Genomic DNA, 12,591 nt, shown 5'->3' with positions numbered 1-12,591 from the left:
CGTTACAGATTGCACAGTGTCAGATGGAACGGCACGTCGATGTCCACCGCGCGAGGCCGCACATCGCCGTCCTGCGTGGTGAACCGTACCCACAGCATGTATTTGTTGGCGCTTGCCTCGGGAATGACGCGCAATTCCGGCGCCACGCGCACCTGCATCAACTGGTAGGTGCGGCCGGACAGCATCTGCTGGTAGCTGCCCTGCATCGCCATGACCTTCGACGCCTGACCCGATTCGCGCGCGAGCCGCAGCACGATCGCAGCGGCATCGCGCAGCGGCAGCATCGGCAGGATCCATTTCGCGATGTCCTGGCGCCGCTGCTCGGCGGGCCATTGCTGCCATGCGTAGTACGACGGCAGGTCGAACTTGCACGTGCCGCCCGGAATCACCGCACGGCTGCGGATGCTGGCGAGCCACTCGTTGTCGACGAGGTGCTGCCCGGTCTTGCCCTGCATCTGCGCGAGATTCGCGAGCGTCTGCTCGATTTCGCCGAGCACGGCTTCGAGCGCGTTCTGCTCGATGCCCGGATTGCCGCGAAAGGGGGCGAGCGTCTGGCGTTGACGTTCGAGCTCCTTCATCAGATCCGATTTCAGGTCCGCGCGGCCCGTTACCTCGGCGATTTCGAACAGCGTCGTCAGCGCGACGTGGTGTTCACGCGGGTCCTCCTGAGCCAAAAAGAACGCGAAGCGCTCGAAGAGATCTTCGAGGCGCAACAGCGTGCGAATTCGCTCGTTGAACGGATACTCGTAAAGAATCAAGCGCGCTCGCCTCTTGGGTAGGGATTGAAACAATGCAGGACATTCTAATGCCCACGCTCTACCCTAGCAACGCGCCAATTTCGTACACCATCACGATCGCGCGCGAGGCTCAGTGCGCGGCGGCCGCGAACCCGAGATAGCGTTGGTGCAGTGCATCGACCTGCGCGGCGAGCGCATCGGGCGTCGTCGCGTCGTTGACGATGACGTCGTCGGCCGCCGCGAGGCGGGCCTCGCGCGACGCCTGCCGCGCGATGATCGCCTCGACCTGCTCGCGCGTGAAGCCGTTGCGCCGCATCACGCGTGCGATCTGCGTTTCGACCGGACAGTCGACGACGAGCACGCGATCGCAGCGCGCCTTCCAGTTGCCGGATTCGACGAGCAGCGGCACGACGAACATCACGTATGGGCCCTGCGCTTCGCGCGCCTCACGATCGGTCTCCGCCCGGATCAGCGGGTGCGTGATCGCTTCGAGGCGCCGACGCGCGTCGTCGTCGCTGAAGATCAGTGCGCGCATCTGCGCGCGGTCGAGCGAGCCGTCGGCGGCAACGAAGTCGCGGCCGAATGCCTGTTCGATCGCGGGCATCGCGAGGCCGCCCGGCGCAGTGATGCGATGGGCGATCAGATCGGTATCGACCAGCGATGCGCCTCGGGCGGCGAACAGGTCGGCGACGGTCGTCTTGCCGCTGCCGATGCCGCCGGTGAGTCCAATTGCGAACATGTCAGCCTCCGAGCGCCGAATAGAAAGGGGTGCCGAAAAACAGCGTCGCGACACCGCCTGCCGCGAGGAACGGGCCGAACGGAATCGGCTCCTCGAAGCGCATGCGACCGCGCCAGGTCGCGACGAGCCCGACGACCGCGCCCGTCACCGCGGCGAACAGCACGACCTGCGGCAGTGCGGCCCAGCCCATCCATGCGCCGAGCGCGGCGAGCAGCTTCAGGTCGCCGAAACCGATGCCCTCGATGCCGCGCAGCCATTTGAACAGCCAGTAGACCGACCACAGGAACAGGTAGCCGGCCATGGCTCCGATCACGGCCGAACGCAGCGATGTGAACGTGCCGCCGAGGTTCAGCACGAGCCCGGCCCAGAGGAGCGGCAGCGTCATCGAGTCGGGCAGGTAGCCGGTCCGGATATCGATCGCGCTCATCGCGAGCAGCGCGGCGCACAGCGCGAACGCGGCGAGCGCGGCGACGGTCGGGCCGAATGCCGCGAGCGAGCCGGCGGCGAGCAGCGCGCACACAAGCTCGACGAGCGGATAACGGATGCCGATCGCGTGGCCGCAGCGTCGGCAGCGCCCGCGCAGGATCAGGTAGCTGACGAGCGGGATGTTTTCCCATGCGCGCAGCACGTGGCCGCAATGCGGGCAGGCGCTGCGCGGGTGCCACAGGTCGTAGCGCGGCGGGTAGCCGTCTTCGGGAGTGGCACTCGTGTTGCCGGTCGCTTCGTCGATCTCGGCCTGCCATGCGCGCTGCATCATCACGGGCAGCCGGTGCACGACCACGTTCAGGAAGCTGCCGACGCACAGGCCGATGATGACCGCGAACGCGTACTGCAGTGCGGCCGGCAGCATCGCCAGCGCGAGCAGCGTGCTCTCGGGCGAATCGGAAACGGCGGACAAGGGCGCGGGTGTCATGAGGCTCAAGGTTCGGACTAAAAGGCGACAGAATCGGTTGCGATGCTACACCACGTTGCCGAGCTGAAGGATGGGCAGGTACATCGCGATCACGAGGCCGCCGACGAGTGCGCCCAGTACGATCACGATCAGCGGTTCGCCGAGCGCGGCAAGCGTATCGAGATGCGCGTCGAGCTGGCGCTCGCACAGCGTGGCGATGTCGGTGAGCATCGTGTCGAGCGCACCGGTCTCCTCGGCGACGGCGATCGGTTGCACGACGTCGTCCGGAAAGCAGCCGGCCGACTGCATCGCGTCCGCGAGACGCGCGCCGCGCAGCACGTGGGCGGCGATGTGGGCGGTGGCGCGCTCGAACACGGGATGGCCGGCCGTGCGTTCGAGCGTGGCGAAGGCGTCTGCGAGCGGCACGCCGGCGCCGAGCAGCGTCGCCAGCGATCGGCACCAGCGCGCGGCCGCGAACCGGCTCATCGCGCTCCCCGCGAGCGGGACGTGCAGCAGGCGCCGCGCGACAGCGTGGCGCAGCGGTGCCGATAGCCGTAGCGCGCGATGGGCGGCCAGCGCGGCTGCCGCCGTACCGGCAACCAGCACACCGCCCCACGCCGACAGCGCCGAGGACAACGCGAGCAGCGCACGGGTCGGTGCCGGCAGCGCGGCGCCGAAACCGTCGAAGATCTGGCGGAACGTCGGTACGACCCACACCATCAACGCGGCCGAAATTGCGAGCCCGAACAGGATGACGGCCGCCGGATAGGCAAGCGCGGCCCGCAGCTTGCGCCATTGCGCGTCGGCGCGCTCGCGGTGCTCCGCGACCCGTGTCAGCACGACGCCGAGCGAGCCTGACGCTTCGCCGACCTCGATCAGCTGGCGATACAGTGTGCCGAACTGCGCCGGATAGCGTGCGAGTGCATCGGCGAAGCGATGGCCGCCGACGATCTCGCGGGCGAGACCGGCGGCGATTCGCGGCAGGCCGTCGCGTGGCCGCGTGCGCGCGAGCATCTCGAGCGACGGCGCGAGCGGCAACCCGGCCTGCAGCAGGCTCGCGAGCTGACGCGTGAAACGCGTGACGTCCCGAGTACCGGCCATTGGCGGCCGGGCCGGCCCGCGGATGTCGAGCGACAGGACTGCGATGCCGTCGCGTGCGAGCGCGGCGCGTGCACTCGCGGCGTCGAACGCGATGATGATCCCGCGGCGTGGCGTGCCGTCGCGATGGCGGCCGCGCCATCCGAAGCGGCTTTCGCGCGGCGTTGTGCGCATGCTCATGCAGCAGGTGTCGCGGCGATGGCTTCCGCGATGCTCGTCGTGCCGTCCCGGACACGCGCGAACGCCGCGTCGCGCAGACTGCGCACGCCTTCGGCCGCCGCGCATTGCGCGAGTTCGCCGACGCTCGCCCGGGCGACGATGCGTTCCGCCAGCCGGGGCGATACCGGCATCGTCTGATGCAGGCCGATACGGCCGCGATAGCCGATGCCGTGACAGGCCGAACAGCCTCGCGCGACGAACGGCCGCCATCCTGCGGCGAGCGCAACCGGGTCGCAGCCGGCTTCGCGCAATACGGGCACCGGTGCGTCCGAGTGCATGCGGCAGGCGGTGCACAGCCGCCGGACGAGGCGCTGCGCGGTGACGAGGTGCAGCGCGGCCGCGAGGTTGTACGGAGCGACCCCGATATCGAGCAGCCGCGCGACGGCGGCCGGCGCGTCGTTCGTGTGCAGCGTAGACAGCACGAGATGGCCGGTCTGCGCGGCCTTGATCGCGACGTCGGCCGTCTCCGCATCGCGAATCTCGCCGACCATGATGATGTCCGGATCCTGCCGCAGCAGCGCGCGCAGTGCCGTCGCGAACGTGAGCCCCGCCTTTTCGGCGACGCCGACCTGGCTGATGCCGTCGAGCTGGATCTCGGCGGGATCCTCCACCGTGCAGACGTTGTGCGCGTCGCGATCGAGCATCTGCAGCGCGCAGTAGAGCGACAGCGTCTTGCCGCTGCCGGTCGGGCCCGTGACGAGCACGAGGCCATGCGGTGCGCGTATCGCGGCTTCCATCGCGGCCGCCTGTTGCGCGTCGAAGCCGAGACGGGCGAGCGTGAGGTCGGTCGGCAGGGTTTCGAGGCGCCGCAGCACGAGCTTTTCACCGAACAACGTCGGCAGCGAACTGACCCGGTAGTCGCCGCGCGTACCGCCGTCGATCGCGATACGCAGCCTGCCGTCCTGCGGGAGCCGTCGCTCGGCGATGTCCATGCGTGCGAGCACCTTGATCCGCGTGACGAGCGCGTCGCGCAGATGAAGAGGCGGCCGCGCATGTTCGTGCAGCACGCCGTCGATGCGCAGGCGGATGCGCCAGCCGGCTTCGAACGGTTCGACGTGGATGTCGGATGCGTCGCGCACGCGTGCAGCGTGAAGCGTGTCCGTCAGCAGCCGCACAGCCGGCGCGTCGTCGAGCTGGGCCGCGTCGAGTGCGCGCGGTGCGGTGACGGGCGACGCATCGGAATGAGCGGGCGGCGGCTGCGTGCGCAGCGGCGCCCCGGGAGGAGTGAAATGCATGTGAGCCGGCACGCTGGCCGCCAGTTGACCGTGACCAGCAGATGGTCGCGCGTCGCGGGCGGCGCCGGCAGTCGGCCGTTCGGCTAACGCGCGGCGGCGCGTGCGGTGCGCGAGCCGCGCGGCTTGAAGAGCTTGACGGTGCGCACGGCCTGATCGTCGCTGCGCATCACCTCGAGCATCACGTCGCCGATTTTCAGGCACACGTCGTCTTCCGGAATTTCCTCGAGGATTTCGAGGACCAGTCCGTTCAGCGTCTTCGGCCCGTCGGTCGGCAGCTTCAGGTGCAGCCAGCGATTCAGTTCGCGCAGCGGCATGCTCGCCGAGACGATGCATTCGCCGTTCTCGTCCCAGCCGCCCGCGCGTTCGCTGCGCGGCATCGATGTCGTGAATTCGCCGATCAGCTCCTCGATGATGTCTTCGGGCGTGACGAGCCCTTCGAGTTCGCCGTACTCGTTGACGACGAGCGCGGTCCGCTGCCGCGTTTCCTGGAAAAACTGGAGCTGCTGGACCACCGGCGTGCCCGACGGCACGTAGTACGGCTCGGCGAGCAGCGTGCGCAGCGTCTCGCGGTCGAACTCCTGGTTGTGCAGCGCGGTCAGCGTCTTGCGGACGTGCAGCACGCCGAGCACCTTGTCGATGTCACCTTCGTAGACGACAAGCCGGTTGTGATAGCAGGTTTCGAGCTGGTGCAGGACGTCGTCGAGCGGCGCGTAGAAGTTGAGCGACTCGATCTGGCGGCGCGGCACCATCACGTCGTCGACCGTGATGTTCTCGAGGTCGAACAGGTTGAGCAGGATGCTGCGGTGCTTGGTCGGCATGAAACTGCTCGACTCGAGGACGATGGCCCGCAGCTCGTCGGCCGACATCCGCTGGTCTCGGCCCTTCTTCGTGTTGATGCGCAGCACCCACAGCACGCCGTTCGCGAGCGCGTTGACGAACCAGACGACCGGCTTGAACACGCGCATCAGCGGCGCGATCACGAGGCTCGCGGGCAGTGCGATGCGTTCGGGGAACGTCGCGCCGACGATCTTCGGCGCGATTTCGGCGAACACGATGATCAGGAACGCGACGATGCCGGTCGCGATCGACAGCGCGAGATTGTTGCGGCCGAACGTATGGAGCGCGAGCGACGTCGTCAGGACCGGGATGATCGTGTTGAACAGGTTGTTGCCGATCAGGATCACGCTGAGCAGCAGGTCAGTACGCGTCAGCAGCCCCTGCGTGGTTTTCGCGCCGAGCGCGCCCTGGCCGGCGAGATGCTTCAGCCGATGGCGGTTGAGCGCCATCATCGCGGTCTCGGAAATGGAAAAGAAGCTGGAACAGAGGAGAAGCAGGAAGACGGCGCCGATTTGCGCCCATAAGGGAATTTGGTCCACGCGTTGGAAGGAGCAGTGAAGGACAGGGATGGAGGGAATATAGCAGAGGCCGGCGACCGTGATGTGTCGTGCGCGACACGAGGGGCCCGCGGCGGCCGGACGAAAAAAAACCGTGCACGTGGTGCACGGTTTTTTCAAAATCTGGTCGGGGTGAGAGGATTCGAACCTCCGGCCTCTACGTCCCGAACGTAGCGCTCTACCAGGCTAAGCTACACCCCGATTTGTACTCTTCCGATTTCGCAGTCTTCTTCAAGACCGCTGCGTCGTCAAGCAAGAACATAACTATAACGACGTTTCTTCAAGAAGGGAAGCCCTTGGAGAAAAAATTTTTTCGAGACGGGTGATTTTCCCGTATCGAACGTGTGTCGCAGCCGTGGCGGCGACACACGACATGCAATCAGGACTGCCGCGACGTCGAGTAAGCGCACAGCGCGAGCAGGCTCTCCTTGTAGATCGAATCGGGGAATGCGGCGATCGCTGCCGCGGCCGCCTGCGCTTCCTGGCGCGCGCATTCGAGCGTGTGATCCAGTGCGCCCGAGCGCGTGATCGCTTCGAAAATCGTGTCGAAGCGATCGGTGCCGCCCTGTTCGATCGCCTCGCGTGCCAGCGCTGCCTGCTCGGGCGTGCCGCGCTCGATCAGATAGATGAGCGGCAGCGTCGGCTTGCCTTCGCGGAGGTCGTCGCCGGCATTCTTGCCCATTGCCTCGACGGTGCCCGCGTAGTCGAGCCAGTCGTCCATGATCTGGAATGCGGTGCCGATCCGGCGGCCGTATTCGGCGGCGGCGGCCTCGGTCGGCGCATCGGCGCCCGCGAGCACCGCGCCCAGGCGTGCCGATGCCTCGAACAGCTTGGCCGTCTTGTAGCGGATCACCTGCATGTAGCGCGTTTCGTCGACGTCCGCGTCGTGCATGTTGAGGAGCTGGAGCACCTCGCCTTCGGAAATGATCGTCGTCGCTTCGGACAGGATCTCCATCACGCGCATCTTGCCGACGCCGACCATCATTTCGAACGAGCGTGAATAGAGGTAGTCGCCTACCAGGACGCTCGCCGCGTTGCCGAACAGTGCATTGGCGGTCTGGCGGCCGCGGCGCAGCTCGGATTCGTCGACGACGTCGTCGTGCAGCAGCGTGGCCGTGTGGATGAACTCGACGACGGCGGCCAGCACGTGCCGCTGGTGCGACGTCTCGCCGAGTGCACCGGCGACGAGCAGCAGCAACGCCGGGCGCAGCCGCTTGCCGCCCGCGCCGATGATGTACTCGGCGATCTGGTTGATCAACAGTACGTCGGACGCGAGGCTTTGCCGGATAACGCGATTCACCTGCTCCATGTCGCTGGTGATCGGAGCGAGCAGGTGGGCGGCGCTGAGGGTGGGGGAGGCGGTGGACGACGACATGATGATGGAATTGGGTGATGCCGCGGATTATAAGTCGAATCCGAGATATCCCGGTCTGTCACACGTGCCGCAGCCGCGAATTTGGCCGTTCGGTCGAGGCCCGCGTGCGGCAATCGTCGATCGGTTTTGACTTCGGTGCTAACCCCATGTATAATCACGTGTTTTCCGCGCGTGGTGTGCGGAAAAATTGGATCCAGAGTGAGGTTCTCAATGTACGCGGTCATAAAAACCGGCGGCAAGCAGTACAAGGTTGCCGTTGGCGAAAAACTCAAAGTAGAACAGATACCGGCTGACATTGACGCTGAAATCACGCTCGACCAGGTTCTCGCAGTGGGCGAAGGCGAATCGATTAAGTTCGGTACGCCGCTGGTCAGTGGGGCTTCCGTCAAGGCCACCGTTGTGTCGCACGGTCGTCATGCTAAGGTCACCATCTTCAAGATGCGTCGCCGGAAGCACTACCAAAAGCACGGCGGCCACCGCCAGAACTACACTGAGCTGCGCATCGACGCGATCAACGCGTAAGCGCCTCGGTAAAGGAGCAATCAGATGGCACACAAAAAGGCAGGCGGCTCTTCCCGGAACGGCCGCGACTCCGAGTCGAAACGTCTCGGCGTGAAAGTGTACGGCGGCCAGGCAATCAATGCCGGCGGCATCATCGTGCGTCAGCGCGGTACGCGCATGCACGCAGGCGAGAACGTCGGCATGGGCAAGGATCACACCCTGTTCGCGCTGGTCGACGGTCACGTCAAGTTCGCGACGAAAGGCGCGGACAAGAAGCATCTGGTCATCGTCGTCCCGGCGGCTGCCTAAGTTCAGGCACCCACGGGCTTCGTAGCCGAAAGGCCCCGCAGTCTTCGCGGGGCCTTTTTTTATTTGGCCGCCGGGCGTATGCGTGTTCCGGCGACCGTTGCGCAACCGGCGTACGATCGGCCGAACGGCAGATTGTTCAAGCGTGCCGGCGCGCGGCACAATAGCGGAAATACTGGGCGGAGTGACGAATGAAGTTCATTGACGAAGCACGAATCGAAGTCATCGCCGGCGACGGAGGCGATGGCAGCGCGTCGATGCGCCGCGAGAAATTCGTCCCGTTCGGCGGGCCGGACGGCGGCGACGGCGGTCGGGGCGGTAGCGTGTACGCGATCGCCGACCGCAACATCAACACGCTGATCGACTACCGTTACGCGAAGAAGCATCTGGCGCGCAATGGCGAAAACGGGCGAGGCTCGGATTGCTACGGCAAGGGTGGCGACGACGTCACGCTGCGCATGCCGGTCGGCACGATCATCAGCGACATGGATACCGGCGAGCTGATCGCCGACCTGACCGAGCACGACCAGCAGGTGATGCTTGCGCAGGGCGGTGCCGGCGGGCTCGGCAACCTGCATTTCAAGTCGAGCACGAACCGCGCGCCGCGCCAGAAGACGGACGGCAAGCCCGGCGAGCGTCGCATGCTGAAGCTCGAGCTGAAGGTGCTCGCCGATGTCGGCCTGCTCGGCATGCCGAACGCAGGCAAGTCGACGTTCATCTCGTCGGTGTCGAATGCGCGGCCGAAGATCGCCGACTACCCGTTCACGACGCTTGCGCCGAATCTCGGCGTGGTGCGGGTCGGTCCGAGCAAGAGCTTCGTGATCGCCGACATCCCGGGGCTGATCGAGGGTGCCGCCGAAGGCGCGGGCCTCGGCCATCAGTTCCTGCGCCACCTGCAGCGCACCGGCGTGCTGCTGCATCTGGTCGATCTCGCGCCGTTCGACGAAAGCGTCGATCCGGTTGCCGAAGCGACGGCGATCGTCGGCGAGCTGCGCAAATACGACGAGGCGCTCTACGAGAAGCCGCGCTGGCTCGTGCTCAACAAGCTCGACATGGTGCCGGAAGACGAGCGCAAGGCGCGCGTCGCGGATTTCCTCGAGCGCTTCGAGTGGGACGGCCCGGTGTTCGAGATTTCGGCACTGACGGGCCAGGGCTGTGAGGCACTGTGCTACGCGATCTACGACTACCTCTCCGAACATTCGGACGCGCATCGCGCGGCGGAGGCGGAAGATCTCGCGGCGGACGTGCGTTTCCGCGACGCACCGCCTGCGAAGGGCGAGGCCGTGCCGGGCGACGACGCCTGAGTGGTTCCGGAGCGCGCCGGGCGTGCCGCCCGGCGTCGGCGCTCAATCGCGCCCGGCCGGGCAGGCATCAGATACAGGAGACAGTGCAGGATGCGTTCGATCATCGCGGATTCGAAGCGATTGGTGGTGAAGGTGGGCTCCAGCCTCGTGACCAACGACGGCAAGGGGCTCGATCATGCTGCAATCGGCCGCTGGGCGGCCCAGATCGCCGCGCTGCGCGCCCAGGGCAAGGAAGTCGTGCTCGTCAGCTCGGGCGCGATTGCCGAAGGGATGCAGCGGCTCGGCTGGAGCAAGCGGCCGCGGGAAATCGACGAGTTGCAGGCGGCGGCTGCGGTCGGCCAGATGGGGCTTGCGCAGGTCTACGAGAGCCGCTTCACCGAGCACGACATCCGCACCGCGCAGATCCTGCTGACGCATGCCGACCTGGCGGACCGCGAGCGCTACCTGAATGCGCGATCGACGCTGCTGACGCTGTTGCGGCTCGGCGTCGTGCCGATCATCAACGAGAACGACACGGTCGTCACCGATGAAATCAAGTTCGGCGACAACGACACGCTCGGTGCGCTCGTTGCAAACCTGATCGAAGGCGATGCACTGATCATCCTGACCGACCAGTCGGGGCTGTTTACGGCCGATCCGCGCAAGGATCCGAACGCGACGCTCGTCGCGGAAGCGAATGCGGGCGCGCCGGAACTCGAGGCGATGGCGGGCGGTGCGGGCTCGAGCCTTGGCCGCGGCGGGATGCTGACGAAGATCCTCGCGGCGAAGCGCGCGGCGCACAGCGGTGCAAATACGGTGATCGCGAGCGGCCGGGAGTCCGACGTGCTCGTGCGTCTGGCGGCCGGCGAGGCGATCGGCACGCAACTGATCGCACGTACCGCGCGGATGGCGGCGCGCAAGCAGTGGATGGCCGATCACCTGCAGGTGCGCGGCCATGTCGTGATCGATGCGGGCGCGGTCGAGAAACTGACGGCCGGCGGCAAGAGCCTGCTGCCGATCGGCGTGATCGACGTACAGGGTGCGTTCGCGCGCGGCGAAGTCATCGCGTGTGTCGGCCCCGACGGGCGCGAAGTGGCGCGAGGGCTCACGAACTACAGCAGCGCGGAGACGAAACTGATTCACCGCAAGCCGAGCGGCGAGATCGAATCCGTGCTCGGCTACATGCTGGAGCCCGAACTGATCCATCGCGACAATCTGGTGCTGGTGTGATCATTCGCCTTGCCGGTTCAGGCCGTCAAATGAAAAAGCCCGCGTGATGCGGGCTTTTTCATGCAGCGGGGCAGAAAGGGCGGCGGCGGGCGCCGCGCGCCATCAGCGCAACTGGCTCATCGCGGTACGGTGAAACCGGATGTTCTCCAGGATCTGCCGGGTCGAGCCTTGCGGCATCTTGTTCGCGCAGAAGTAATCCTGATACAGCGCCGAGTGGTAGGCATTCAGCTCGCCGTTCTCGATGCGCTGCCAATCGTTCTCGACCGTGCGATCCCAGCCGTCGTGGTCCGAATTCAGGCCGGCATACTGGCGCCATTCGTAGGTGTCGCAGCGGATGCCCTCGTAGTTCACGTTGCGCGCGCCGGCAGGGCTCGTGACGACGACCGCGTAGCGCACGACGCCGTCGGTGCCGACCGCGAGCGACTTCGCGTCGACGAAGAACTTGAGCGGCGTGTTCTGCGAGACGTTGAACGGCAGCAGGTCGCTCGCCTGCGGCAGCGGCGGCAGCGAGTCGACCGTGTTTTCCTTCCAGGTTCCCTGGCGGTCCAGCAGATACACGAACTCGCTGTCATCCTTGTTGGTCGGCGTCTTCGAATTCGCGCAACCTGCCAGCGTGGCCACCGCGGCAATCGATGCGAGCGCGAGAGCAATCGCTTTCAATATGCATTCCTCGTAAAAAAAGGGCGCGACACCAAGGTCGCGCCCGGTCATGCAGTTCGATTCGTCATTTGCCGACGATCACGCGGGGCGGCATCTCGTCGAGCGTGCTCGCTTCCACTTCGATCTCCGAACAGACTACCGATGCGTCGACAATCGTCAGCGTCTGCTGGGCCTGTGCGCCGATGACGCGCGGATAGCGCGACAGACGCGGCCCGCGCGGCTTCTCGGCTCGCTGCGCCGGGCGGCGCAGGAAGCGCGACAGTTCCGTCAGCGCCAACTGATAGACATCCCGCTTGAACTCGATCACCGCATCGAGCGGCACCCAGTACTCGTTCCAGCGCCACGCATCGAACTCCGGGTGGTCGGTCGCGCGCAAGCAAATGTCGCAATCGCGTCCGACCATCCGCAGCAGGAACCAGATCTGCTTCTGGCCGCGGTAATGACCGCGTACTTCGCGTTTGATGAACTTGTCAGGCACCTCATAACGCAACCAGTCGCGAGTGCGGCCGATTATCTTGACGTGTTCCGGATGCAGGCCCGTTTCCTCGTGCAGCTCCCGGTACATCGCCTGCATGGGGGTCTCGCCATACTTGATCCCACCTTGAGGAAACTGCCAGGAGTGCTCGCGGAGCCGCTTGCCCCAAAACACCTCGTTGCGCGCGTTCAAGAGGATGATGCCGACGTTCGGGCGAAAGCCTTCACGATCCAGCATACAACCACCTTCGAATCCTTTAAAATTGCTTTGATTATAAACAGATAACGGGCGCTGCGCACCGTAGCGGAGCGAATCCGCGCGGGGTATACCGGCTGAATTGTCCCTGATTAGTCTGCTACGTCGTCTGCGCCATCGTCGTCCATTGCTGTTCGCCGCGCGCAGCTTTTTCACCTTGAAACTTTTTCGGGCGCCCCGCCTGGGGGCGCC

13 protein-coding genes and 1 tRNA gene are annotated in these 12,591 nt (G+C 65.9%); 4 read left to right on the top strand and 10 right to left on the bottom strand.

What is annotated here, in order from left to right; genetic code table 11:
• Positions 1-2: 2 nt before the first annotated feature.
• From zapD to ABY44_RS19815, 8 genes are all read right to left on the bottom strand, one after another.
• The gene (gene zapD, locus ABY44_RS19850) at positions 3-758 is read right to left on the bottom strand and encodes a cell division protein ZapD (protein WP_027788443.1); all 756 of its coding nucleotides are present in this window, start codon (positions 756-758) and stop codon (positions 3-5) included.
• 109 nt (positions 759-867) lie between these two features.
• Entirely contained in the window at positions 868-1,476 is a 609-nt protein-coding gene (gene coaE, locus ABY44_RS19845) for a dephospho-CoA kinase (protein WP_027788442.1), read from the bottom strand.
• Between the two features lies 1 nt (position 1,477).
• Complete coding sequence (locus tag ABY44_RS19840) at positions 1,478-2,389, bottom strand: prepilin peptidase (RefSeq protein WP_059697884.1); 912 nt, start codon at positions 2,387-2,389, stop codon at positions 1,478-1,480.
• Between the two features lie 45 nt (positions 2,390-2,434).
• Complete coding sequence (locus tag ABY44_RS19835; RefSeq protein ID WP_060169884.1) at positions 2,435-3,646, bottom strand: type II secretion system F family protein; 1,212 nt, start codon at positions 3,644-3,646, stop codon at positions 2,435-2,437.
• Positions 3,643-4,920, bottom strand: coding sequence for a GspE/PulE family protein (locus tag ABY44_RS19830; RefSeq protein WP_060169886.1), 1,278 nt, complete (start codon positions 4,918-4,920; stop codon positions 3,643-3,645). The genes ABY44_RS19835 and ABY44_RS19830 overlap by 4 nt, the downstream gene beginning before the upstream one ends.
• A gap of 83 nt (positions 4,921-5,003) precedes the next feature.
• Positions 5,004-6,296: an HlyC/CorC family transporter gene (locus ABY44_RS19825; protein WP_021159896.1), complete on the bottom strand. Its 1,293-nt coding sequence runs from the start codon at positions 6,294-6,296 to the stop codon at positions 5,004-5,006.
• 142 nt (positions 6,297-6,438) lie between these two features.
• Positions 6,439-6,515, bottom strand: a tRNA-Pro gene (locus ABY44_RS19820).
• Positions 6,516-6,693: 178 nt separating this feature from the next.
• Positions 6,694-7,689, bottom strand: a complete 996-nt coding sequence (locus tag ABY44_RS19815) for a polyprenyl synthetase family protein (RefSeq protein WP_059528616.1) — start codon at positions 7,687-7,689, stop codon at positions 6,694-6,696.
• Between the two features lie 210 nt (positions 7,690-7,899).
• Here ABY44_RS19815 and rplU point away from each other — a divergent pair, with 210 nt between their 5' ends.
• The 4 genes from rplU to proB all read left to right on the top strand — a co-directional run bounded on the left by rplU (position 7,900) and on the right by proB (position 11,009).
• Positions 7,900-8,211 carry a 50S ribosomal protein L21 gene (rplU, locus tag ABY44_RS19810; RefSeq protein ID WP_006025184.1) on the top strand — a complete coding sequence of 104 codons (312 nt, stop codon included), beginning with the start codon at positions 7,900-7,902 and terminating at the stop codon, positions 8,209-8,211.
• A gap of 24 nt (positions 8,212-8,235) precedes the next feature.
• On the top strand, positions 8,236-8,499 hold the full coding sequence (rpmA, locus tag ABY44_RS19805; RefSeq protein WP_006476999.1) for a 50S ribosomal protein L27: 264 nt from the start codon (positions 8,236-8,238) through the stop codon (positions 8,497-8,499).
• Between the two features lie 188 nt (positions 8,500-8,687).
• Positions 8,688-9,800, top strand: a complete 1,113-nt coding sequence (gene obgE, locus ABY44_RS19800; protein ID WP_060169889.1) for a GTPase ObgE — start codon at positions 8,688-8,690, stop codon at positions 9,798-9,800.
• Positions 9,801-9,890: 90 nt separating this feature from the next.
• The gene (gene proB / locus ABY44_RS19795; RefSeq protein WP_027788436.1) at positions 9,891-11,009 is read left to right on the top strand and encodes a glutamate 5-kinase; all 1,119 of its coding nucleotides are present in this window, start codon (positions 9,891-9,893) and stop codon (positions 11,007-11,009) included.
• 102 nt (positions 11,010-11,111) lie between these two features.
• Here the strand turns inward: proB and ABY44_RS19790 are convergent, their stop codons facing one another.
• Both ABY44_RS19790 and ABY44_RS19785 read right to left on the bottom strand, forming a co-directional pair.
• Positions 11,112-11,720, bottom strand: a complete 609-nt coding sequence (locus tag ABY44_RS19790) for a CNP1-like family protein (RefSeq protein ID WP_034195819.1) — start codon at positions 11,718-11,720, stop codon at positions 11,112-11,114.
• A gap of 13 nt (positions 11,721-11,733) precedes the next feature.
• A complete protein-coding gene (locus tag ABY44_RS19785; RefSeq protein WP_027788434.1) occupies positions 11,734-12,381 on the bottom strand; it encodes an RNA pyrophosphohydrolase in 648 nt (215 codons plus the stop codon).
• Positions 12,382-12,591 lie beyond the last annotated feature (210 nt).

The organism is Burkholderia sp. ZZQ-2 (genome assembly GCF_050768715.1).
In the GTDB taxonomy this organism is placed as follows: Bacteria; Pseudomonadota; Gammaproteobacteria; order Burkholderiales; family Burkholderiaceae; genus Burkholderia; species Burkholderia cepacia.
Note: the sequence above shows the minus strand (reverse complement) of the source record. Positions and strands in the feature narration are given on the sequence as shown.